14 protein-coding genes and 2 pseudogenes are annotated in these 23,854 nt (G+C 30.5%); 6 read left to right on the forward strand and 10 right to left on the reverse strand.

From position 1 onward, the window contains the following. Nucleotides 1-45 precede the first annotated feature (45 nt). The 3 genes from T473_RS0106190 to T473_RS0106200 form a co-directional block, all read right to left on the reverse strand. Entirely contained in the window at nt 46-1,665 is a 1,620-nt protein-coding gene (locus tag T473_RS0106190; protein WP_161627539.1) for a S8 family peptidase, read from the reverse strand. Between the two features lie 199 nt (nt 1,666-1,864). Next, nucleotides 1,865-3,154, reverse strand: a complete 1,290-nt coding sequence (eam, locus tag T473_RS0106195) for a glutamate 2,3-aminomutase (protein ID WP_330369397.1) — start codon at nt 3,152-3,154, stop codon at nt 1,865-1,867. A 366-nt stretch (nt 3,155-3,520) separates the two neighbouring features. After that, nucleotides 3,521-4,951: a hypothetical protein gene (locus T473_RS0106200; protein WP_242825872.1), complete on the reverse strand. Its 1,431-nt coding sequence runs from the start codon at nt 4,949-4,951 to the stop codon at nt 3,521-3,523. Between the two features lie 370 nt (nt 4,952-5,321). Here T473_RS0106200 and T473_RS0106205 point away from each other — a divergent pair, with 370 nt between their 5' ends. Continuing rightward, complete coding sequence (locus T473_RS0106205; RefSeq protein WP_024621116.1) at nt 5,322-6,371, forward strand: PTS sugar transporter subunit IIC; 1,050 nt, start codon at nt 5,322-5,324, stop codon at nt 6,369-6,371. 31 nt (nt 6,372-6,402) lie between these two features. Then, a complete protein-coding gene (locus T473_RS0106210) occupies nt 6,403-7,791 on the forward strand; it encodes a peptide MFS transporter (RefSeq protein WP_024621117.1) in 1,389 nt (462 codons plus the stop codon). A gap of 213 nt (nt 7,792-8,004) precedes the next feature. Here T473_RS0106210 and T473_RS0106215 read toward each other — a convergent pair whose 3' ends face one another. Beyond that, nucleotides 8,005-9,798, reverse strand: coding sequence for an aminopeptidase P family protein (locus T473_RS0106215; protein ID WP_024621118.1), 1,794 nt, complete (start codon nt 9,796-9,798; stop codon nt 8,005-8,007). A 649-nt stretch (nt 9,799-10,447) separates the two neighbouring features. On the opposite strand from T473_RS0106215, the gene T473_RS0106220 reads away from it, so the two are divergent. After that, entirely contained in the window at nt 10,448-11,986 is a 1,539-nt protein-coding gene (locus T473_RS0106220; protein WP_024621119.1) for a thiol-activated cytolysin family protein, read from the forward strand. 424 nt (nt 11,987-12,410) lie between these two features. Here the strand turns inward: T473_RS0106220 and T473_RS16375 are convergent. From T473_RS16375 to T473_RS0106240, 4 genes and pseudogenes are all read right to left on the reverse strand, one after another. Further along, nucleotides 12,411-14,203, reverse strand: a pseudogene (locus tag T473_RS16375) (aminopeptidase P family protein). A gap of 371 nt (nt 14,204-14,574) precedes the next feature. After that, the gene (locus T473_RS17215; protein WP_024621120.1) at nt 14,575-15,609 is read right to left on the reverse strand and encodes a peptidylprolyl isomerase; all 1,035 of its coding nucleotides are present in this window, start codon (nt 15,607-15,609) and stop codon (nt 14,575-14,577) included. Nucleotides 15,610-15,724: 115 nt separating this feature from the next. Then, nucleotides 15,725-16,780, reverse strand: coding sequence for a hypothetical protein (locus tag T473_RS0106235; protein ID WP_024621121.1), 1,056 nt, complete (start codon nt 16,778-16,780; stop codon nt 15,725-15,727). A 71-nt stretch (nt 16,781-16,851) separates the two neighbouring features. Further along, the gene (locus T473_RS0106240; protein ID WP_024621122.1) at nt 16,852-17,592 is read right to left on the reverse strand and encodes a tyrosine-protein phosphatase; all 741 of its coding nucleotides are present in this window, start codon (nt 17,590-17,592) and stop codon (nt 16,852-16,854) included. A 297-nt stretch (nt 17,593-17,889) separates the two neighbouring features. Here T473_RS0106240 and T473_RS18455 point away from each other — a divergent pair, with 297 nt between their 5' ends. Both T473_RS18455 and ytvI read left to right on the forward strand, forming a co-directional pair. Then, on the forward strand, nt 17,890-18,051 hold the full coding sequence (locus T473_RS18455) for a hypothetical protein (protein ID WP_161627540.1): 162 nt from the start codon (nt 17,890-17,892) through the stop codon (nt 18,049-18,051). 523 nt (nt 18,052-18,574) lie between these two features. After that, complete coding sequence (gene ytvI, locus T473_RS0106250; RefSeq protein WP_029791573.1) at nt 18,575-19,630, forward strand: sporulation integral membrane protein YtvI; 1,056 nt, start codon at nt 18,575-18,577, stop codon at nt 19,628-19,630. A 116-nt stretch (nt 19,631-19,746) separates the two neighbouring features. Here ytvI and T473_RS16380 read toward each other — a convergent pair. Continuing rightward, nucleotides 19,747-21,863, reverse strand: a pseudogene (locus T473_RS16380) (DNA topoisomerase III). A 269-nt stretch (nt 21,864-22,132) separates the two neighbouring features. Here T473_RS16380 and T473_RS0106260 point away from each other — a divergent pair. After that, a complete protein-coding gene (locus tag T473_RS0106260) occupies nt 22,133-22,930 on the forward strand; it encodes a PIG-L family deacetylase (RefSeq protein ID WP_024621124.1) in 798 nt (265 codons plus the stop codon). Between the two features lie 81 nt (nt 22,931-23,011). On the opposite strand, the gene T473_RS18050 is transcribed toward T473_RS0106260, so the two are convergent. Beyond that, complete coding sequence (locus T473_RS18050; RefSeq protein ID WP_024621125.1) at nt 23,012-23,728, reverse strand: hypothetical protein; 717 nt, start codon at nt 23,726-23,728, stop codon at nt 23,012-23,014. Nucleotides 23,729-23,854 lie beyond the last annotated feature (126 nt).

Below are 23,854 nucleotides of genomic sequence, written 5' to 3' on the forward strand. Positions count from 1 at the left end.
ACTGATATAAATTGTATATTTCATCAACATAATCATTTAACTAGATCAGTAATATTCCCCTGCCTCTGTTTGATAACTAGCCATATTAGTAATATAAAGACCAGACATATCTAATTTTCCAAAACCACTTGCATCGTTTGGATATTTTGTCCCTGCGTCCCTTCTAGCTTGCTCTATTAAAACAGATTTCGACCTTTGAGAATACATAAATAAGTCATTTCCATCTGCTATACCCCACTGCATAAGAAGTGCACATACCCCTGTAACATGAGGTGTTGCCATACTAGTTCCACTGAGCGCTCCTAATGTTCCACCTGGTAAATACGATGAAATTCCTTCCCCTGGAGCCAATAAATCAGGTTTTATTATCCCTGATTCTACATCTCCCTCGCCTGAAAATACAGATACTTGATCCGTTCTTGAATTATAACTTCCTACTGTGATCACCCTAGAAGCCGTCCCAGGAACAGTTGTTGTAAGTGTTTTTGATGGTGTTAAAAATCTAGTATTTACACTTAGACCTTCAGATGTTGGCAGGTATATATCTATACTGCCCATAACTATATCTATTGGTTCAAATACTATTTTCCAGATACCGGCATCGATTGCAGTATTTGATCTAAGTTGTATAGAAACCCTCCTAGTTGTTGAGTATGGAGCAATCGGATAAAAATATCCTTGTATAGTTGTATTTAGTAATCTTACATTTAGCTCCCTAGCTTCAATTGACATAAAATTTGTCCTTGTATTCGCAGGAGTTATCAATCCTACTCTAAATGTATCTACAAAATGAGGCCATATATTTATGTTTAAAATAGGTTCATTTTCACCAATGACAAACTCGACTTCCTGCGTTAAATTATTAGAAAGATTTATCCTAGTATGACCCCCTTTATCTCCATTATTTCCAGCAGCAACGACTATATTATTCTTCCAAAATAAACACATATCATCTATATACTGCTCGAACAGTGAAAGTCCTCTATGTGATCCTTCATTAGTTCCATAGCTAATATTTATAGCAACAGGCAATCTTAACTCTAGCGATCTATCTAGTATAAATTTTATTGCCCTCATAAACTCTGTACTTCTAGAAAAAACATCTGTCTGTCGAGTTCCTACTCTAACAAATATTATACTTGCATCAGTAGCAATTCCTGCACATATTCCCGCTACATGTGTACCATGGAGACTAGTTGTAGATATAGGTATAGTTTGAGGTCCATTTATTGACTCGTTTATTTGGACATTATCGTAGACAGTCCCCTCTATAAAACCAGCTGGAGGATTTCCTTCTATAGATTGATCCCAATAGTAAAGAATTTTTGACTCTCCCGTTGCAGTCCTAAAAATCGGCAAGGTATAATCAATTCCAGAATCTATAATTCCTAAAATAGTTCCCCTACCAGTTAGACCTGTTCTACCTTTAAACGATGTTATTCCCGTACTTGAAAAACTTTGAACATCTTGAAGACCCAATGTAAACGGTCTTTCTATATATTCTATTTCAGGGTATAGAAGTAACTGATTTACTTGTTCTATATTTTCAAAAGTTATTATTGCGTACATCTGGCTTAATATTTCAACTCTCACACCGAGTTCCTGCTCTAGACGCATTATATCTCCACTGTATTTAACAATAATTTCATTATCTATACTCCTCACCTCTATTCTAATAGTTATATATTCATATATATGTTCTCTTAATATTTTTTATTATATTTTGATATCATTTGATAATATTAAATAATTTAATTTTGCTTAAAAAATAAACCAGGCCCAAAAGTAGATTTAAATACTTTTGAGCCTGGCCATTTTTTGTTTTACAAATATTTATATTTTTTATTTATATTCTAGTTATAGTCTATTTAATACTTTTATCGATTACTTTTTTTATATCAAAGGCTGGATTGTCTTCCATCTTAACAACTTGACCTTCCCAAGTCCTCATCATAATATAGTCTGTCCCTTTTGAAATCAAATACTGAGGTAGTATAGGTGTTTTTCCACCACCTTTAGGCGCATTTATAATATAAGTAGGAATAGCTAACCCAGATGTGTATCCTCTTAGGTATTCCATAATTTCTAAACCTGCGTCTACTGATGTATTAAAGTGTCTCGTACCCTTAACATGCTTACTTTGAAAAATATAATAAGGCTTTACTCTAATTTTAAGAAGTTCATGATTTAGTGATTTCATAACAAACTTATCGTTGTTTATACCATTTAATAAAACCGCTTGATTACCTAGTGGTACACCTGCATTAGCAAGTTTTTCGCATGCTTTTTTCGATTCCTCTGTTATCTCCATCGGATGATTGAAATGTGTATTTATATATACTGGATGATACTTTTTAATCATTTCGCAAAGTTCATCTGTAACCCTCTGTGGCATAGTAACTAAAGCTCGACTGCCAAGACGGACGTAATCTACATGAGGTATACTCTTAAGTTCGCTAAGTATCCACTCTAGCATATCGTCTTTTAGTGTAAGAGTATCTCCTCCTGTTACAAGTACATCTCTTATTTCTTCATTTTTTCTAATATAATCTATTGATTCTTGTATCTTTGCCTTTGTATTATGGGAATCTGTTTGACCTATATTTCTTCTTCTTTGGCAGTGTCTACAGTACATTGCGCATTCATTTGTAACATTGATGATTAACCTATCAGGATATCTTCTTGTAATACATCCCGCTGGATTTGTATATTTTTCATTCATTGGATCTAGATCATTTTCATCGTCATCTAGCTCTACCTTCATCGGAATTGACATTAATTTAATTGGATCATATGGATCTTCTGGATCTATAAGACTTAGATAATATGGAGATATTGCCCATCTAAATTGTGAAGCTACCTCATTTATATTTTCTTTCTCTTTTTCACTTAAATCTAAAACTTTTGATAACGTCTCTACATCGGTTATCCTATTAGAAAGTTGCCATTTATAGTTATTCCAATCTTCTTCCGTTCCATTTAAAATATTCAATATTTTTCTTTTTCTTCCTTGAATTTCTTCTTTTTTCTCAAGACCCCTTGATATTGACTTTCTGGCAAGCATATAGTCATCTATTTTGTGTTTTAAAGTCTCAGCTCTTTCCAAGGAAATTCTAGTTTCTTCATTCATAACTAATTTATTATCAAGATACACTTCCTTGATATTCCTCCTTTCTAAATCATTTTAGCCTATAAATAGTTAATCGAATCATACGACTTTTCTGAATTTATTTGACAACTATCTATAATTTTACCTTTATTTTGTATAATTTGCAATTTTTCTTTCAAAAAAAGTTAAATGCAATTTTAATTTCTGTCAATTATTTTATCACAAATAATTTTTAACTACAACTGATTGTTATTGCCAAATCACCCTTTTTTATCTTATAAATGCATTTATGAATACTCTATATTAAGAAAAAAAGCCATATTCAATACTTATGATTAGTCTCGAATACGGCTTTACATATTATAATCTTTTTGTATACTATCTTTTATTTTTCACTCGTATGGGTTAAATTTACTTTAAATTTGCTACATCGCTTGGTTTTGAATTATTTCCATTATGTGTAGCTATAATATAGACATCAATATTTAATTCTCCATCTTCTTTTATATCTGGTTTGCTAAAGGAATACTCATTTTCATAAATACCATTTTTGTATAAAGTAAAATCACTTTCACCTGCATCATTATTTCTAACATATACGCTATAAGTAGAGCCTTTAAAGCTTACTTTATCCCATTTTAAATAGATTCTATCGCTTCCAAATGTACTTATAGATAAATTTTCCACTTTAGTATTTCCAATTTCATTAGTAGTCTCTTCACCATTGCTGATATTGACTATTTTACTAGGTTTTGTCTGCATTCCATCGCCATTTCCTACAATATATACATCTATATCTACTTTTTTGTTTTTATTTAGCTCTACTTCCATAATGTAATAGACTCTTCCATCAGATCCTATTTCTTTGCTAGTTACTTTTACAGATCCATACCTTAAAAATTTTCCTGTTGTTAAATTATTTTTATAGAATATTTCGTAGTTATTTACATTTGGCATATAGTCCCAGGATAAATCTATTACAATTTTGTTTCCTTTGATAGTTTGGTTGTACATCAGATTTTTAATGCCTTTATTCGATATCAAATCTTTTACTACATTAACCGTTATAGTTTTAGACTCATTACCACAACTTATCTGAATTTTCTCTTTACCTGGTCTAAGCCCAACTATATTTCCATTTTTACCTAAGCTTATATTTCTTTCAATCGGAAGTTTAGACTCTACTAAACTGTAAATAATTTTTGGAGGTTTTAACCCTTCTGGACTAGTTTCAACTTCTGGATTTATATTGTACTCTTGATCCACTTCTATAGTTATATTTTTGCTTATATTGATACTGTCTACTAATGCTTGGACATCGAAATCTTTTTCAACTTCTTTATCTCCACATTTTGCAGTTATTGTAGCACTTCCTACTCCGACCGCCTCTACTTTTTTACCAACAATTTTTAACACATCTGTATCGCTACTAATAAATTCAGGCTTATATGCTACTTTAAATCTATCGTAATCAACATCTACAACACTCTCAATTTTTGCAGTATCACCTACATAATTTAACTTACCATCTATCTGCATATCTAAAGAATCCACTTTTGGATCAACTACTCTTATGGTGGCCTTTTTTAACACCCTCGAATTTTTCATTATACCGATTGATGAATAACCAACCTTGAGAGCTATCATTTTATTGCCTTTTATCTTTATTGTTCCGTTATTATCTAAAACATTGAACCATATATTAGGATCTTTTGCATAAGATGGTACCTTAATATACTTTCCTGTAGATAATTCTACGGTATCATTTAACCTTATAATATACTTATCTATATCCTTTATAAAATCTCCTTCAGATATTTCAATCTCTACTCCTTTAACCATTGGTCTAAGTATCCCGATTTTAAATAGGTAAAACTGAGCTATTAGCAGTATAGGAATAGATAATAAAATAGCTATTTTTAAGTTTTGTGTTCCTTTATATATCTCATCCTTCCACTCCCTCTACTATTGATTATTAAAATATTTTTACCCTAACAAGGATTTTTTAATACTTAAAATTCTAATTATATAAATTAGAATCTTATTTCTAATTATAAACTATAAATTAAAAATTTAAAACTATAATTGCATTTGATAAAACACCACCAAACGACTCGTAGCACTTATTTTAAATAGTATTTGCCAATATTGTACAAAATATATATAATAAACTCATGCTATAAATATTATTTTTGAAGGAGGTTTAGAAAATTTGAATCCAGATAATGCAAAAAACGGCGTAATAGGTTTTTTAAAAAAGAAAAAGATAGAACTTTCGTTAAAAAATTATCTTGTAGATGCCACAGGTTTTATGGCTCTAGGATTATTCGCTTCTCTTTTAATTGGCACGATATTTAATACATTAGGTACAAAACTCGATATCAAGCTTTTTACTGAGGTTATTAGCCCAATAGCTACACAGGTTACTGGACCAGCGATTGCCGTTTCAATAGCTTACGGCTTAAAAGCCCCACCGTTAGTACTTTTTTCAAGTGTGCTCGTTGGATCATACGGAAACGAACTCGGAGGACCTGTAGGTGCGTATATTGCCACAATATTTGCTACAGAATTTGGTAAATTGGTATCAAAAGAAACAAAAGTTGATATATTAGTCACTCCTGCTGTTACAATACTTGTCGGTGTTTTTGTTGCTGGACTAGTCGGGCCAGTTATTTCTGCGTTTATGACTTCATTTGGAAATCTAATAATGAAATCTACTACAATGCAGCCAGTTATAATGGGTGCACTTGTATCTGCCTTAGTTGGAATCGCTCTTACGCTACCTATTAGCAGTGCTGCAATTTGCATTATGTTGAGCCTTGGTGGACTAGCTGGTGGAGCTGCTACAGTAGGTTGCTGTTGTCAGATGATTGGATTTGCAGTTATGAGCTATAAGGAAAATGGCGTAGGTGGTCTAGTTGCTCAAGGCATAGGAACATCTATGTTACAGGTGCCTAATATAGTAAAAAACTGGAAAATATGGATACCCCCTACACTTAGTTCTATAATACTTGGTCCTCTTTCGACAACAGTCTTTAAAATGGAAAACATACCAATAGGATCAGGAATGGGTACATGCGGATTGGTCGGGCAATTTGGAACAATTACAGCTATGGAAAGCGTCGGTAGATCTGGCCCTTCTATGTGGCTTGGAATAATATTACTTCATTTTATCTTACCAGCTATCATAACCCTTATCATAGCTCAATTTATGAGGAAGAAAAATTGGATTAAAGACGGAGACTTAAAATTAGACTTATAATTTATACACAATCTTGGAGGAGTAACAAACAATGGATGCAATACTAAAAAAAGAAAATACAATTAAACAACCAAAAGCTTTATATTTCTGCTGTTCGATATTTACTATAGTTGGACTGGCATATTATGGTGTTAAACTAGTTCTTTTGCTATTTTTAGCCGAAAATACTATAAACGGTGGTTTAGGCTTAAGTGCTGCACAAGCATCATCTATGGTGGCCTCTTTTCTGTCGTGGGCATACTTCTCTCCAATAATAGGAGGTTGGGTTAGCGACAGGTTTATTGGTTCAAAAAACTGCATTAAAATAGGCCTAGTCCTAGTTTCGATAGGATACTTTATCGGTTACTTTGCTTTAAGTGAAAGTTCAATACACATAATGATATTTTTGACAGGGCTTGGGATAGGTTTCTATAAATCAAACCTGCATACTTTAGTAGGGAGTCTTTACAACAATGAAGACCCTAGAAAAGACAGCGCATTTTTGATTACATACACTTCAACAAATATAGGAACACTAATCGGACCTTTTATTGGTGGACTTATAGCTAATGCTTGGTTTTCACATAAACTAGGTTCTGATGTTGTAGTATATGGATACAGATATGTATTTTTAATCGCCTCAATAATTACTATTATCGGATTGTTCGTTTTTATAATAGGGGATAAAATCTTTTTTAAAGAGGATTACGCTGAAAAACAGACCAGAAAAGCAAAAATGAAAAGTACATTAGAAGAAAAAAAGAAATTATCTCTAGTTCCACTTACAAAAAAAGAAAAACAGAGAATCCTTATGATTTTAGTTTTAGCTTTCTTTACAGTATTTTTTTGGATAGCGTACAATCAAGCTACCATGTCAATCGCCCTTTACACAAAGGAAAATATAAACTTATTTATAGGTAATTTTGAGGTTCCAACTTCTTGGATAGATTCATATAATGGGCTTTTATGTGTAATACTAGGTCCTACAATATCTTATATATGGATTAAGATAGCAACAATTAGAAAAAAAGATGTAAGCGTAGTAAATAAGATGGGGTTAGGGTTCTTAATACTAGCTATTGGATTCTTCTTTATAATTGGAGCAATCAAGCAAAACACATCTAGTGTAGATCCAGCATTTAAGGCAAGCATACTTTGGATAGTCGGATTTTTAACTTTCCAAAGTATTGGAGAGATTTGTTTTTCACCGATAGGATACGGAATGGTCAACAAACTTTCACCAGAAAAATATGTATCATCTTTAACAGCTGTTTGGTTCCTTGGTAAGTTTGCAGCAAACAAGATTTCTGGTTACACACAAGCTATAATTGACAGTATAGGAATGTTAAGCGTATACATTGCAATTCCAACTGTGCTTATTATATGCGGTTCTATTTTATTTTTACTAAATAGATGGCTTATGAAATTAACCGAAGAATAGGGTTGCCACAAAACCGTCTCAGTTTTTACTTGAGGCGGTTTTTTACTTAAAGAAATTGACTCTATACTCTATTATTATATAAAAATTAAAATAAGTACAAAAATAACGAAGCAACTGACTGCGAATCAGATGCTTCGTTATAATAAAATTAATTATTATTGTATTCAGAGCAACAACTAATTCGGTATTAGTTGTTGTCCTTATCTATAAACTCTATATAGCTCTTGTGTACTCTTTTAACCATTCTCTCTCTTCATTATTTAAATGTGGAGATATCTTTTCAAATACTTGTCCGTGGTACCAGTTTAGGTAATCTCTCTCTTCATAAGTCATAAGTTCTGGCACAATACCGTCTAAGTCTATTGGAGCAAATGTAACAACCTCAAAATCCATAAACTGACCGTACATATTTTTCTCAACTTTTCTAGTAACTAGCTCATTCTCTGTTCTAATTCCATGGGAACCTTCTATATATATACCCGGTTCATTAGTAGTTACCATTCCTTCTTCAAGAACTGCTGTCTCAAATCTATCAGGATTTACTTTCCATCTAAATCCATTAGGAGATTCGTGAACGTTTAGAACAAACCCTACGCCGTGTCCAGTACCGCATTGGTAATCTATCCCCATCTGCCAAATAATTCCTCTAGAAAGTACATCTAGATTATATCCTATACAACCGTATAAAAACTTAACTCTAGATAAGCTTATCATACTTCTAGCCACTGATGTAAAGTGAAGTTTGTGCTCATCACTTATAGGTCCAAGCACCAATGTTCTTGTTATATCTGTAGTACCGTCATAGTACTGTCCACCTGAATCTATCAAGAACATTCCCTCTGCTTCAAGTTTATAATCAGTCTCTGGAGTAGCGCTGTAGTGCATCATAGCAGCGTGATCTTTATATCCAGCGATTGTATCAAAACTTGGCTCAAAGAATCCATCCTGCTCTTTTCTTAAATCCTCTAGCTTTTGACTAGCGCTAATTTCAGATATTTCCATCTTTCCAACATTGTTTTTTACCCAGTACATAAATTTAGTAAATGCAACACCATCCTTTATATGAGAGTTTCTTATATTCTCTAATTCAACTTTATTTTTAACAGCTTTAAAGAATAAAACAGGGTTAGTCTTGTCTACTTTTTCAACGCTTTCTGGTATGTTGTTGTAAACTGCGTAGTTGATTTTTGCTCCATCAAGCAATACTCTCTCACTGCTGTCTATTCCTTTAACAAATTCATATATATCGTTATATGGTTTTATATTAACGTTTTCCTTTGCAAGTTCAGCGTTTATTTCATTGTTTAGTTTGTTTTCGTCAACAAATAGATATACATCATTTAAAGTCACTACTGAATAAGATAAAACTACTGGGCTGTATTCAACATCTCCACCCCTTATATTAAACAGCCAAGCTATATCATCAAGACTAGTTATCACATGGTATGTAGTGTTTTCTTCTTTCATTTTTTCTCTAACTCTATCCAGTTTTGAGCTTAAGCTCTCACCAGTATATTTTACATCTAGTAAAAATGCTTTGCTGTCAGATAACGCTGGTCTATCTTCCCAGACATTATCTATTAAATCGTATTCGTACTCTATTTTGATTCCTCTTTTAGCTAACTTATCAGACAAACTTGCACCTTCTTTGGCTGATATAACTCTACCATCAAAACCTAATGTTCCACCTTCTGGAATGTTTTCATATAAATATTCAGCAGTTGTAGGAACGCCTTCTTGTGCCATTTTAAATAATCTTACCGTACTTCCTTCTAATTGACCTTCTGCTTGTATAAAATATCTTCCATCAGTCCATAGACCTGCATCATCTTGAGTTACTATAACTGTACCCGCTGATCCTGTAAATCCCGAAATAAATTCTCTCGATTTGAAATAATCACCTACGTATTCACTTTGATGACTGTCTGAAGATGGAATAATATAGGCATCTATATTCTTCTCTTTCATAAGTTCTCTTAACTTAATCACTCTATCTTTTACGTTCATCACAAATACCTCCAGATATTAATATTTTTGTGCATTTATTGTCAATACAACATACTTTAAATATATCACCATTTTAAGGAGTACTCAATATGTTTTTTCATTGTCATTATATTTTTATCAATATATGAATTTCCATGTTTTCTGTAAATTGAATAATTCCTTTCATTTGTTTTTTAGATTTACAAATTATTTACCTTGAATTTTCAACATTTTTTTATAAATAATAAAAGTATAAATCATTTTAAAAATTATTTTTCTATAATATTTTACTTATTCGTTCTTTCTTATAAAATTTATTTTTTCTATTTATAAAATTAACAACTATAATCGTGAAATTTGTATACTTTTTATAATTTTTTCAAATCATTCTATCTTAAGTTGAATTTCCTTAAATACTTTAATGATTTTGTAATTAAGAGTATCTTGCAATATCATGTTATATCAGTCTCGTAGTTTCCTAATGTCGCCGTATTTCCTTTTATTCTCCATTTACCAACCACTCGACGACTTTTCCAAAATTATCTTTAATCAGTATTATTTAACTTATATTTATGATAAAATATAATTATAATAATACTTTGACTTTAATGTAGTTAAATTATTAAAGAAAACTGATAATAATTACGTATTAAAAAAGGGAGGGTTGTATATGAAAGTCAAAAAAAGATATTTAAAATCATTCTCTTATGTCCTAATTTTCTCTGCAATAATATGCTATTTACCAATGAGAGATGCTGTACAAGCTATTATGCCGGAGCAACAAGAAAAAGTATCTATAAATAACAGCGAGGTTATAGACGATCATATTTATAATCTAATATATGATCCAAATCAAATCTTATCTTTTAGTGGTGAAAATATAGAAAACTTTATCCCTAAAGAAGGTCACAATGATCCAAACAAATATACTGTTATAAAGCGTGAAAAGAAAAGTATCTCAGATTCTACTGCAGATATATCAATAATTGATTCGATAAATGATAAGACTTACCCTGGTGCTATACAGTTAGCAAATAGAAGTCTAGTAGAAAACAAACCGACTTTGGTTTCGTGTGAAAGAAAGCCAATTACTTTAAGTATTGATTTACCTGGAATGGGTAAAGGTGGATCTAAAGTTGTAGAATCACCAACCTACTCTTCTGTAAATGGTTCCATAAATTCTCTACTTAAAAAATGGAATAAGAACTTTTCGTCTGAGTACACTATTCCTGCAAGAGTAAACTATTCTGATACTATGGTATATAGTTCTTCACAATTATCAACAATGTTTGGATGTAACTTAAAAACAATAAATAAAACATTAAATATAGACTTTGATTCTATATTTAAAGGTGAAAAACAAGTTATGGTAGTGTCTTATAAGCAAATATTCTATACAGTAAGCGTAGATGCTCCAAACAAACCTTCAGATTTATTTGGTGATAAAGTAACATACGATTCATTAACTAAAAAAGGTATGAATAATGATAATCCTCCAGCTTATGTATCTAATGTAGCTTACGGTAGAACAGTTTACGTAAAACTAGAAACTACATCTAATAGTACAAATGTAAAAGCAGCGTTTAAAGCATTAATTAACGGTCAAGATGTACAAAGTAATGCTGAGTATAAAGATATATTAGAACAAAGCTCATTTACCGCAACTGTTTTAGGAGGAGGAGCAGAACAACATAATAAGGTAGTAACTAAAGATTTTAACAAAATAAGAGCACTTATTAAAAAAAATTCAGTGTATAGTCCACAGAATCCTGGTTACCCAATTTCTTATACAAGTACATTTTTAAAGGATAATAGCGTAGCAACTGTAAACAATAAGACCGAATATATAGAAACAACATCTAAAGAATATACGCATGGGAAGATAAAACTTGATCATCACGGAGCTTATGTTGCTGATTTCGATATAACATGGGATGAGGTTGATTACGATGAAAATGGTAATGAAGTAATCTCACATAAAGCTTGGGATGATAATATGAAAAATAGAACAGCAAAATTTAATACAGAAATATATTTAAAAGGTAATTCCAGAAATATAAATGTAAAAATAAGAGAGTGTACTGGTCTAGCGTGGGAATGGTGGAGAACTATCATAGATGATAAAAATATTCCACTGGTAAAAGAAAGAACTTATTCAATAGGTGGAACAACATTACATCCTAGTACTTCAGTTACAGTGAAAGATTAAAATATAGTTACTTTCTATTTTTTACTCTTTTGTCTAATTAAGATAACTACCTATCTGTTTTTAAATTTGATACAAGTATATCACAACCGTTACAACATATATTAATAAAGCACCAATTATAATACCTACATGAATATTATTGAAATGATAAAAAGAAGTAAGCAGGATATATAAGATGATAGTTTTTCTCATATATCCTTTTTTATTACTCATTATTATTAATTTTTTTAATCATATAATTATATAGTTATCTCTTTCAATCTCTCCACCCCATCTAGAAATAAAAGTGATTTGTCTATAAAACTACTTTAGAAGTATGATAATAGACATAATACTAGCTTACTTCTCTATAAAGCAAAAACGTGCTAAACGGCACTTATATACCGAATAACACGCTTAAACATTTATCTAAATATAAAATTCATTATATAGCTCTTGTGTACTCTTTTAACCATTCTCTCTCTTCAGCAGTTAAGTGAGGAGAAACTTTTTCGAATACTTGTCCATGGTACCAGTTTAAGTAATCTTTCTCTTCTTTAGTCATTATAGTTGGGTCTACAGCATCTAGGTCTAATGGAGCAAACGTAACAACTTCAAATTCCATAAATTGTCCGTACATGTTTTTCTCAGCCTTTTTAGTTACTATTTCATTTTCCAGTCTTATTCCATGAGATCCTTCTATATAAATTCCTGGCTCATTAGTAGTTACCATTCCTTCTTCAAGAACTGCACTGTCAAATCTCTCAGGAACAACTCTCCATCTGAATCCATTTGGAGCTTCATGCACGTTAAGAACGAATCCTATTCCGTGTCCTGTTCCACATTGATAGTCTATTCCCATTTGCCACATAATTCCTCTAGAAGTATATCTAGGTTGTATCCTCTACATCCGTGTAAGAATTTAGCTCTTGATAGTCCTATCATACCTCTAAGTACTGATGTAAAGTGAAGTCTTAACTCATCACTTATTGGACCTAGTGCATAAGTTCTTGTAATATCAGTTGTTCCATCGTAGTACTGACCACCTGAGTCAACTAGGAATAGATGTTCAGGCTCTAGTTTATAGTCAGATTCTGGAGTTGCACTGTAGTGCATCATAGCAGCGTGCTCTTTGTATCCAGCTATTGTGTCGAAACTTGGCTCGATAAATCCTTCTTGCTCTCTTCTAAAATCTTCTAGTTTTTGAGTCGCACTGATTTCTGTTATTTCCATTTTTCCTACATTATTTTTTAACCAATACATAAATTTAGTAACAGCAACACCGTCTTTGATGTGTGAGTTTCTTATATTCTTTATCTCTATTTCGTTCTTTTGAGCTTTGAAGAACATAACTGGGTTAAATTGATCTATTTTTTTAACTCCTGCTGGTATGTTGTTAAGTATAGCATAGTTTATTTTAGTTCCATCTATTAATACTTTTTCGTCTTTTCCAACTTGTTTAACAAAATCATAAACATCATTGTAAGATTTTATTTGTACATTTTCTTTTGCTAATTCCGCTCTTATTTCATCGTTTAATTTGTTTTCATCAAGGAATAAATGAACTTCATTTAATGTAACAACGGCATATGAAAGCACAACTGGATTGAATGTTACATCCCCACCTCTTATATTAAATAACCAGGCTATATCATCAAGAGTAGTTATTACATGATAAGTAGCGTTTTTTTCTTTCATTTTGTCTCTAAGTCTTGCTAGTTTTGAACTAAAAGTTTCACCAGTGTATTTTACATCTAGTAAAAATGCTTTGCTATCAGATAGAGCTGGTCTATCTTCCCAAACAGCATCTATTAAATCATATTGATACTCAATTTTGATTCCTTTTGCAGCTAATCTTTCAGCATAAGCACTACCTTCTTTAGCAGATACAACTCTACCGTCAAATCCTAGAGTTCCGCCTTCTTTTATTGTATTCAATAAGAATTCTTCGATTGATGGAACGCCTTCTTGTCCCATTCTGTATAAATCTACTGTACTTCCCTCTAATTGTGTTTCAGCTTGTATAAAGTATCTACCATCTGTCCAAAGACCAGCCTTATCCTTAGCTACTACTACAGTCCCTGCTGATCCTGTAAATCCTGAGATAAACTCTCTAGATTTAAAATAATCACCTACGTATTCACTTTGATGACTATCAGAAGATGGAATTATATAGGCATCTATATTTTTCTCTTCCATAAGCTCTCTTAATTTAAGTACTCTGTCTTTTACATTCATTATAAAAAACCTCCTCAAAATATTTCTGACCAAATATAAAGATATTTGAAATTATATATTCAACAATCGGGTTAAATTTACCTTCTTGATACGAATCATTAAATTTGTTATTAAGATCATTTAGGTCTATTTATTTAAATGAAACCGTTTCCATAATTAATCTTATAGGTAGATGATATCATCTATTTATCTAATTCTCAACATTTTCTTACTAATTTTTACATTTTTATTTATTTTTGCAATATAGTGTAGGTTAAATAAATAACCTTTCTTTTCAAAGAATTTTCTGAACATATGGCGATTATTTTAATCTAAAAAATATAGCTATTAATATTAATAGGCTATTAAAATGATCTAAAATTAGTTTAAATTTAATTTTTATAGTTGTATTCATCTACAACATTTAGATTGTATTTGTCCTTTAGCTGTCTTATCAAATTACTTTGTTTCTCATAAGAAATTTTGTTTATTATTTCATTTTTTACTTCTGAAAAATCTTTATATCTTTTTGATGTTCTTTTAATTATATGATAACCGTAGTCGCTCTTTACAACTTTATCGTAAATCTGATTAACATTTAATGAGAATGCTGCTTTTTCAAAAGACTCAACCATTTCTCCTCTTCCAAAATACCCCAAATCACCTCCGTACTTCGAGCTCGGATCTTCAGAGTACTCTTTAGCCAAATCTGCAAAATTACTTCCAGTCAATGCTTTTTTCAGAATTTGATCTGCTTTATCTTTAGCTTTATCTTTTTGCTTTCCTTTTAATTCATTTCCCTTCGCATCTAAATCCTTTATTAGTATATGCGACGCCCTAATTTCTAAGAAATCATCTCTATTGCTAAAGTAGTAATCCTTTGCCTCTTCATCGCTTACCTTGCACGCTGTGGTTATAAACCTTCTCGCTATAAGTTCTTTGTCTATCTCATTTTCAAAGGCAACCTTGTCTATACTAAGCTTGTTTAAGATTCTGTCCTCATTTAAAGAATACTTCTCTTTAAGTTCACCTATTATTGTCGTATACTGTTTGTTTATTTCATCGCCAGAGATTTTTATTCCACTTGATTTTCCTTCTTTGTACAGTATTTCAGTCTTAGTAATATGGTCTATTAAGTTGTACTCATATCTCTTAACTTCCTCGCTACTCGTAGGTGATTTATCAGTAAGGCATAAGATCTGATCCATCTTTATCTTTAAATCTTCTTCAGTAATAATAAATCCACTCATAGTTGCTACTATCTTGTCTTTACTATAAGTTTTCTGTGAATACAGAATCTTTTTAATCGTAAACTTTCCTGACATATATATACCTAAAAATATTAGTCCTATTAAAGTTATAATAGATATTTGTTTTATTCTCAATAGATCACGAGATTTCTTATGTTTAAACTTTGAGGCTTTCACTTGATCTATCAGGCTCCTTCCGAATTATTACACAATTCTTATTGTATATTATTTTACATTATAAAAATTTATATTGTGTGAATAAGAGTCGAAACTAATATGAATTTTTAGTGAATCATATTTTTCTAAAACTATATCTAATATAATTTCTATCTACTTTTGTATCTCCACATTTTAGCATTTCCTGTACTTTTGTTTTATCTAATTTGAGGTAATTTGCACATTCTTCTACAGATTTAAACACCTCTAATAAATCACCATTTTTCTTAACGAGCTCTACTTTTTTCTTACCTGTCCTTTTTATTATCTCTTTGTACTTATTATAATAATCGTCGTATTCAGAATCTAAACACTCAAATGAGTAAGTCATACTAATCGGCTCAATTGTAGAACTTCCCAATATATAACCTCTCTTTTCTTCAGAAACCTTTGGCGAAAAAATTCGATCATTTAATTGTTTATAAGTTTCAAATGGATTTTTACCATTATCCAAATACTTATCGTTCTTATCTGAGTATTCCATTAATCCAAGCTGCTCACCGATATAGTTTATTGCATCTCCAAAGTAGTCTGTATATCCATATAAAATATTTTCTTTAATATAACTTAAAGGTACTTTTAATTTTCGACTACAATCTGCGTGAGTTTTAAATTCTACATTTTCATTGGTATAAATATTTATAGCTTTTATAGACTTCGCCCTTTTTATCTTAACCTTTTTTATATAATCAGCGTCATGATTATCATTTTCTCGAAGTGTCTCTGCTATTTCGAAAACTTTTTCATTTCTTTTTTCTTCAATCAGTTCTATATTATTTTCTAATTCATGAGATTCATCAGTTTTATCCGCCTTTACTTCAGCTTCTTCTGTTTTTTCGGCTTCTGTTTCATTCTCAAGTTCATTAAAATTATTATTCTCTATTTCGCTTTCTTCTTTTATCTCTTCTGCTCTTCCACATTCTACTTCATTTTTTATCCTTAGTTCTTCAATATCAACGTCTTCTTTTTTACTCTCTACTATTTCCGTTACGCCTTTAATAGCTGTTTCTATTTCTTTATTAATCTTTGCTTCTGTTTCTATTTCATCTTCATATTCCTTTAAAACTTTTTCTTCATTATAATGTTTATCTGTTTGCTTTTTTTTGACAATGTTTAACCATTTTTTTAACACAAAAAAATCCCCCTAAAATTTTTATAACAAAGTTATACTTAAATCTTAAGCTACTAATTTCAAGATTTATGTTACTCTAAATACATATTTCTCAGATTATTTAATTCATCTAAGTCTAATCCGAACTCGCCATTTAAGTAGTCTTCTACAGTTTTGTACTCGTCGTCTATTCTGTCAAAAGCAGCATTTATATAATCTAAATTAACACCAAATATATGGTTTAATTTTTCTCTGTCTACTTTTTTAAACTCAGGCTTTAGTTCTATTAGATTATTTATTTCATTTTCTGCAAAATCATTGCTCTTTAAGTAATCTCTAATAATATTTTCTCTAGATACTCCAAATATCATTAAAATTATAGCACTCCCGACACCTGTTCTGTCTTTTCCTGCTGTACAGTGATTTAACAAAGGAAGCATATCCGGATCTCTTACAAGCTCTACAAGTCTTCTATACGAAGGATTATTTATCGGTAGCTCATGGTAATTCTCTTTAAGCATATTAAATGCACTCGATTTTTCAAACATATTGTCTATCATATCTTCGATTGATCCAAATTTAACTCCACTAAACTTTTGTAAATTCATCGCTGGAACTCGAATATTTTTAACACCTTCAATTTCTGTTGATGGATGGTTACTTGCTTCACTATCGCTTCTATAATCGAAGATACACTTTATATTTAACTTATTTAAAGTATCTACATCTTCTTTAGAAAGATTCTCTAAGTTAGCTGATCTATAGAAATACCCCTTTTTTACAAATCTGCCATCTTGAGATGCTATTCCTCCCAAGTCTCTAAAATTTTTCATATTTTCACCCCATTAATTTACTTCCTAATATTGTAAAGTTATTTCTAATAATTAATATCTTAATTTTACCAATCTTGTTTTCAAAACACAATAGGATAAGATTTTTTGTCAAATCTTATTGAAATTTATCTTAATTAAATAAGAGTTCAAAAATAGTCATAAATTCAAAATAATTGACTACAATCGAATGAATTGCATACAGTATTTATATGATATAATATTAGTGAGATTACATAACAACCGGGTGTAAATCCATATAAAAAATTATCCCTTCATTATGATTGGAGGTGATAATATATGGGAGATTTTTTGAGTATATTATTTTTTATCGGCAGCACGATTACTGCGATAACTTTAATATTGAATAGGCTTTCTAAGCTTATCAATACATATTTAAAGTTAAAAAATGACATCAAAAAATTAAAACACCCGAACGGCAATTCGGATGCTTCAGATTAAAATATTAACTATTTTATATTCTTTGGAGATACACCCTAAGCCCATAGTATGTAATCTCTTTTTCCTTAATAAAAGTATACCCTAATTAAACATTCTTAGTCAACCTGACTGAACTATTATAAAAACATTCCTAATCTATATATATGTAATATCTCATAAAATATATCAGTATTTTTATTAAAAGAATATAATATCCGTCCGTATATATCTTAAAGCCCTCAGGATCAAACTTTTTAATCATAATATAACTGTTATTTATTTAATTTTCTCGGTAGAATACCAAGACTTATACACGTATTAGTGACAAGCTCTATTATGTAAACATCATTTAACATAAATTAGCTGGTACTTAACGCAGAATAATGCTAAAATTAACTCAGTTAATTATCTGAAATAGATTTATTTTTAGACTAGCCTTACTAATATTATCAGTATTTTATATAAAGCTTTTAGCATTATATTATTTTAAAGTTTAGTCAATATTACATAATATATCAATATAACAATGACTTTGGAGGTTTCTATGATCAGTACAGAAAAACAAAGAGCTTTTATTATAAAGTTTACATATTTTATCTTGATAGCAGCTCTAATATTTGCAAGTTTTAAATTTATCCTTCCGCTATTTATGCCATTTGTAATTGGATTTTTTATTGCTTTTATATTAAGGCCAGCTATAAATTTCTTAACAGATAAAATTAAGATTAATCCCGCATTGACATCAACAGTAGTACTACTTTTATTTTATGCAATTACAATTGCTGCACTTACTAGTTTTGGAGCAAAGCTGTTCAGTAAGATAAGTGAAATGGTACTTACTCTACCGGATGTATACAAGTACTCTATAGAACCAAATCTAGAAACATTTTTTTCTAAAGTGGAGTCACTAGCGCCAAATGTAGATTTGTTTGGATGGGATAACTTATCTCAATCTATAATGTCTTTAGTAGCTTCTTTTTCATCAAATGCTCTTAACTTTGTTACAAGCGCTGCTACAAGAGCTCCTGCTTTTATGATAAAGTTAATCATAACTATAATCGCTTCTTTCTTCTTTACATTTGACTACAAAAAAATCATTAATTTTGTTTTAAATCAGTTTTCAGAAAAAAACCGCGAGTTTATACTAAATGTTAAAAAAAGCAGTATAGTTGCCGTATTTAAATTAATTAAAGCGTATGCGATTTTATTATCAGTTACTTTTATTGAACTTTGGATAGGACTTACTATACTTAAAGTAGATGCTGCTTTTCCAATAGCTATTTTAATAGCAATGGTTGATATACTACCAATTTTAGGAACTGGAAGTATTATAATTCCTTGGGCTATAATTTCTTTAATAAACGGAAATAGCAGTATGGCCATAGGGTTATTTATAATCTACATTGTAATAACTGTAGTTAGACAAGTCCTTGAGCCTAAGGTTGTAGGGAGTCAGATAGGCCTTTATCCACTGATTACATTAATGTGCATGTTTATTGGGGCTCAGTTATTCGGTATTGTCGGTCTATTTGGATTCCCAATAGCTGCTACAATAATTAAGAATTTGCACGATACAGGAGCGATAAAATTTATAAAATAAGCTAAAAATAATAATCGATTGTTTGGCTGCTATACTGATCTTTACTAAATTAGTATATCGATAGCTCAATCAATCGATTATCTTTATTTGTTAATATATTTATCTATTTTTTTAATCTATTTCTTAAGTTTAGCAAGAGCTTCTGCAAATGGATTATTAAACACTTCGTTATCTTTATTTTGTTTTTTTAGATATTGGTTTACATCTCTTTTACTTGCTTTTGATTTTTCTTCATTTTTTCTCTTATTGAATGAAGATAATTTCTCTCTGTATCCACAAGCACATGTAAATATCCTACCATCACCTTCACCTCTTAGCTCCAACTTCTTATGACAATTTGGACATCTAGAGTTTGTAGTCTGTGAGATAAGTTTTCTTGTTTTACATTCTCTATCCTCGCAAATTAGCATTTTTCCCTTTTTACCATTTACCTCTAACATATATTTTCCACATTCAGGACATTTATTTTTAGTGATATTATCGTGTTTAAACTTACTATCACTGTTTTTTATATCTTTTATTATTGTCTTTGTGTAATTTTTCATATCATCGATAAAAACATTTTTATTTAGCTTACCAGCCGATATATCCTGCAGCCTTTTTTCCCAAGAAGATGTCATTTTGGCAGACTTTAGATCCTCTGGTACCAATCTAAAAGCTGTTTGCCTTTAGAAGTTATGTGTATATCTTTTCCTTTTTTCTCTATTGAAAATGAATTAAATAATTTTTCAATAATATCCGCTCTCGTCGCTACTGTACCAAGTCCATTTTTCTCCATATGAGTAAGCAAAGTACCTTCATTTAAGTAAGATGGTGGATTTGTTTTTCCCCTACTCATATTAGTATTTAAATTTTTAAGTTCATCGCCTTTATTTATGCTTGGCATCGTTCTAACTTCATCATCATCTTCGTAATCTCTGTAGTTTTCTTTCCACCCTAACTTTATAACTTTATTTCCAGTAGCTACAAAAGTTTCACCTTCTATTTCACCAGTTATCTTCGTTTGTTCGTACTCATATGGCTCTGATAAAACTGACAAGAATCTCTTTACTACCAAATCAAATATCTTTCTCTCTTTATCGCTCAAATCACTTATAAACACACGCTCTTCTGTAGGAATAATAGCGTGGTGATCTGTCACTTTAGAATTGTCTACAAAGCTTTTGTTCTTTACAATTTTATTCTTAAGAAGTTTGTTGCAAACTCTAGAGTATTCACTTACATTAACCGCTTTTATTCTATCCTTCAATGTATCTACTATATCATCAGTTAAATACCTTGAATCAGTCCTTGGATAAGTAAGCACCTTGTGGTGTTCATATAGTTTTTGCATAATAGATAGCGTTTCTTTTGCTGAGAATCCAAATATCTTATTTGCATCTCTCTGAAGTTCAGTTAAATCGTACAAAGCTGGCGAATATTTCTTTTTATACGTTTTACTTACATCTACTATCTCTATATCTTTTCCTCTAATTTTAGATATTATCTTATCTATTTTTTCTTTATCAAAACTAGATGTCGAATTATTTTTATCATGCCAAGAAAGTTTTATCTCAGAACTTCCTTTAATTACATTTACATCAATTCCAAAAAACTCTTTCGATTTAAAGTTTTGTATTTCATCTTCTCTTATTTTAATGATAGAAAGCGTCGGAGTTTGAACCCTACCACAAGATAGCTGAGCATTGTATTTAGTCGTTAAAGCTCTAGTTGCATTTATACCAACAAACCAATCTGCTTCTGCCCTTGCTATTGCTGAGTAGTATAAATTATCGTATTTATGCCCATCTTTCAAATTATTAAATCCCTCTTTAATAGCTTTATCTGTACTAGACGAAATCCAAAGTCTTTTTATCGGTTTACTAGACTTAGATTTTTCGATTATCCACCTAGCGACAAGTTCTCCTTCTCTTCCAGCATCTGTTGCTATTACTATCTCATCAACATCATTTCTGTTTATTTGGCTTTTTACTGTATTAAACTGTTTACTGCTCTTTTTAATTACCACAATTTTTAAATACTTAGGCAACATAGGAAGATCATCCATATTCCACACTTTGTATTTTGGATCATAACTTTCCGGATCTGCATGTGTAACCAAATGTCCCAATGCCCAAGTCACAATATATTTTGGACCCTCTATAAATCCATTTTTTTCATTTTTACAACCCATTACTTTTGCTATATCTCTACCAACGGATGGTTTTTCTGCTAATACTAATATTTTCCCCATTCTTTATTCCTTTCCAATATCCCAATCTATTTTAATTTGTACAATTTTTTAACATTACTTTCCTAAGATACAATTATAACACAAATAAACACATAATTTTAAAGAGCCACATGATACAATCTATCAACTTATTTAATAAATTTAAAATTTTATAATTTAATTTATTTTTATTGGTTAGAATGTAAATAATTAACCAAGAAAATTATCAATAATTTAAATACTTTTGATCGATAATATATACAGGATAAAATTTATTAGGAGATGATTCTATGGATTTTTTCAAAAAATATTTATCACTTAAATATATAGTTTTATCAGCTATTTTATCCACTTTTTTAGTTTTTACTACTTATGATATATACAGCCAGCAAAACAACGAAAAATTCAAAGATCATGTAGTATTTTACTGTCAACATCAAGACGACGAAGTCTTATGGGCAGGAAGCGCTATTATCAATGCAATCAACGAAGTTGGTAGAGACAATGTATATGTCGTTTTAGTATCAAACGGATCTGGGATAGCAGTATTTGATAAGTATAAAAAATACGAAAATTTAAAAACCGAGGATAAAATAGAATGCAGAAATAGGGAGTTTTTGGCATCAACAAAAAGTTTAGGAGTCAAACCTGAAAACACTATTATACTACCAAAGACAAATTCAAACGGAGATTCATACTTTGAATCCATGGAAAACATCGCAATCGAATTTGAAAACAAGTTTAAAAGTGTAACTCACATAGCTCATACTTACAAACTAGATGACCACCTCCAACACATAAAAAATGGATCTGTAATTCAAGGTTTATACAACTCAGGGAAAATCAAAGATGCCAAATACTTCATCAAACCAAAATACGAAGACAAAATAACCATGAAAAACAAAATAATCTACACAGTTAAATCAGAAAAAGACTACAACAAAATAAAGAACGCATGTGAGCAATACAAATTTATCGACTCACACAACTATCGTGAAGGCATCGGATATAAATCAGATCACAAATCATTTGATAAGCTCTTAAAAAACAAAACTGCGCCATCAATACTTCACACACCATATTTATAACAAACCAAAAATGACTTTCTATAGTAGGCTAAACTACCATAGAAAGTCATTTTTCCTGCACCTATCTTAAATTATCCTAAACTATCTTATAAGTTCTAAATATCCACTTGGATGGAAGAAGTAAACACTAGAGCTAGTCTTGTCAACAAAGTAAGCTAAATCACCGTCAACTTGTGGCAAGAAAACATAACCTTTTAGTCCTTTGTCTTTAATAAACTCAAAAGTATTTTCATCACCTTCATAGTAAAAACTTACATCAGGCATATGCTTTTTAAGTAAATTTAAAGATTGTTCTTTACTTAGATTTTCAACAGGTTTTTCTTTATTTACATCCTCTTTCACTTTATCATCTTCTTTGCTATCATTTTGGTTTTCATTGTTTACTACATCTTGTTTTTCTTTATCTTTATTTCCATTATTATTATTAACTATATCATTTTTATCTTTTTCTTTTTCTACAACTACATTTTCAGGTTTATTATTTACTACTTCCTTATCTTTGTCTAAGTTTTTATTTTTGTCAGTAACATTTTCTTTTTTACCTACATTTGCTAATGCTTCACTTAATTTTATCGCACTGTTCTTTGTGTCACTTGTAAGGTTTACTTTAGTGCCATCTATGTATGATTTTTTCTTTATTATTTTGTTTAAATTTTGATCTTCTCCATTAGTTCTTGAATCTACCACAATAGGAGTCGTTTTATTAGTTACCTCTGCTCCATAACTAACATTTTTTAATGGACTAACAACTAACAATCCTGTACATAATACTGATACTACTGTAACTAACTTTTTCATAAGATTCACTCCCTTTTTCATTATTTATTATAGTTATAATTGCTTATTTATCTTATACCCATATAATAACATAGTAAATCTCTATTTACAGTTACATCCCTGTTACCTGAGTTTACAAAATTGTAA

It is taken from the genome of Clostridioides mangenotii TR, from assembly GCF_000498755.1.
Taxonomy (GTDB): domain Bacteria; phylum Bacillota; class Clostridia; order Peptostreptococcales; family Peptostreptococcaceae; genus Metaclostridioides; species Metaclostridioides mangenotii_A.

Coding starts and splice junctions, on each gene's coding strand:
- T473_RS0106200 (WP_242825872.1), bottom strand. CDS start 4,951: ATGGTTAAAGGAGTAGAGATTGAAATATCTGAAGGAGATTTTATAAAG.
- T473_RS0106210 (WP_024621117.1), top strand. CDS start 6,403: ATGGATGCAATACTAAAAAAAGAAAATACAATTAAACAACCAAAAGCT.
- T473_RS0106215 (WP_024621118.1), bottom strand. CDS start 9,798: ATGAACGTAAAAGATAGAGTGATTAAGTTAAGAGAACTTATGAAAGAG.
- T473_RS0106220 (WP_024621119.1), top strand. CDS start 10,448: ATGAAAGTCAAAAAAAGATATTTAAAATCATTCTCTTATGTCCTAATT.
- T473_RS0106240 (WP_024621122.1), bottom strand. CDS start 17,592: ATGAAAAATTTTAGAGACTTGGGAGGAATAGCATCTCAAGATGGCAGA.
- T473_RS18455 (WP_161627540.1), top strand. CDS start 17,890: ATGGGAGATTTTTTGAGTATATTATTTTTTATCGGCAGCACGATTACT.
- ytvI (WP_029791573.1), top strand. CDS start 18,575: ATGATCAGTACAGAAAAACAAAGAGCTTTTATTATAAAGTTTACATAT.
- T473_RS0106260 (WP_024621124.1), top strand. CDS start 22,133: ATGGATTTTTTCAAAAAATATTTATCACTTAAATATATAGTTTTATCA.
- T473_RS18050 (WP_024621125.1), bottom strand. CDS start 23,728: ATGAAAAAGTTAGTTACAGTAGTATCAGTATTATGTACAGGATTGTTA.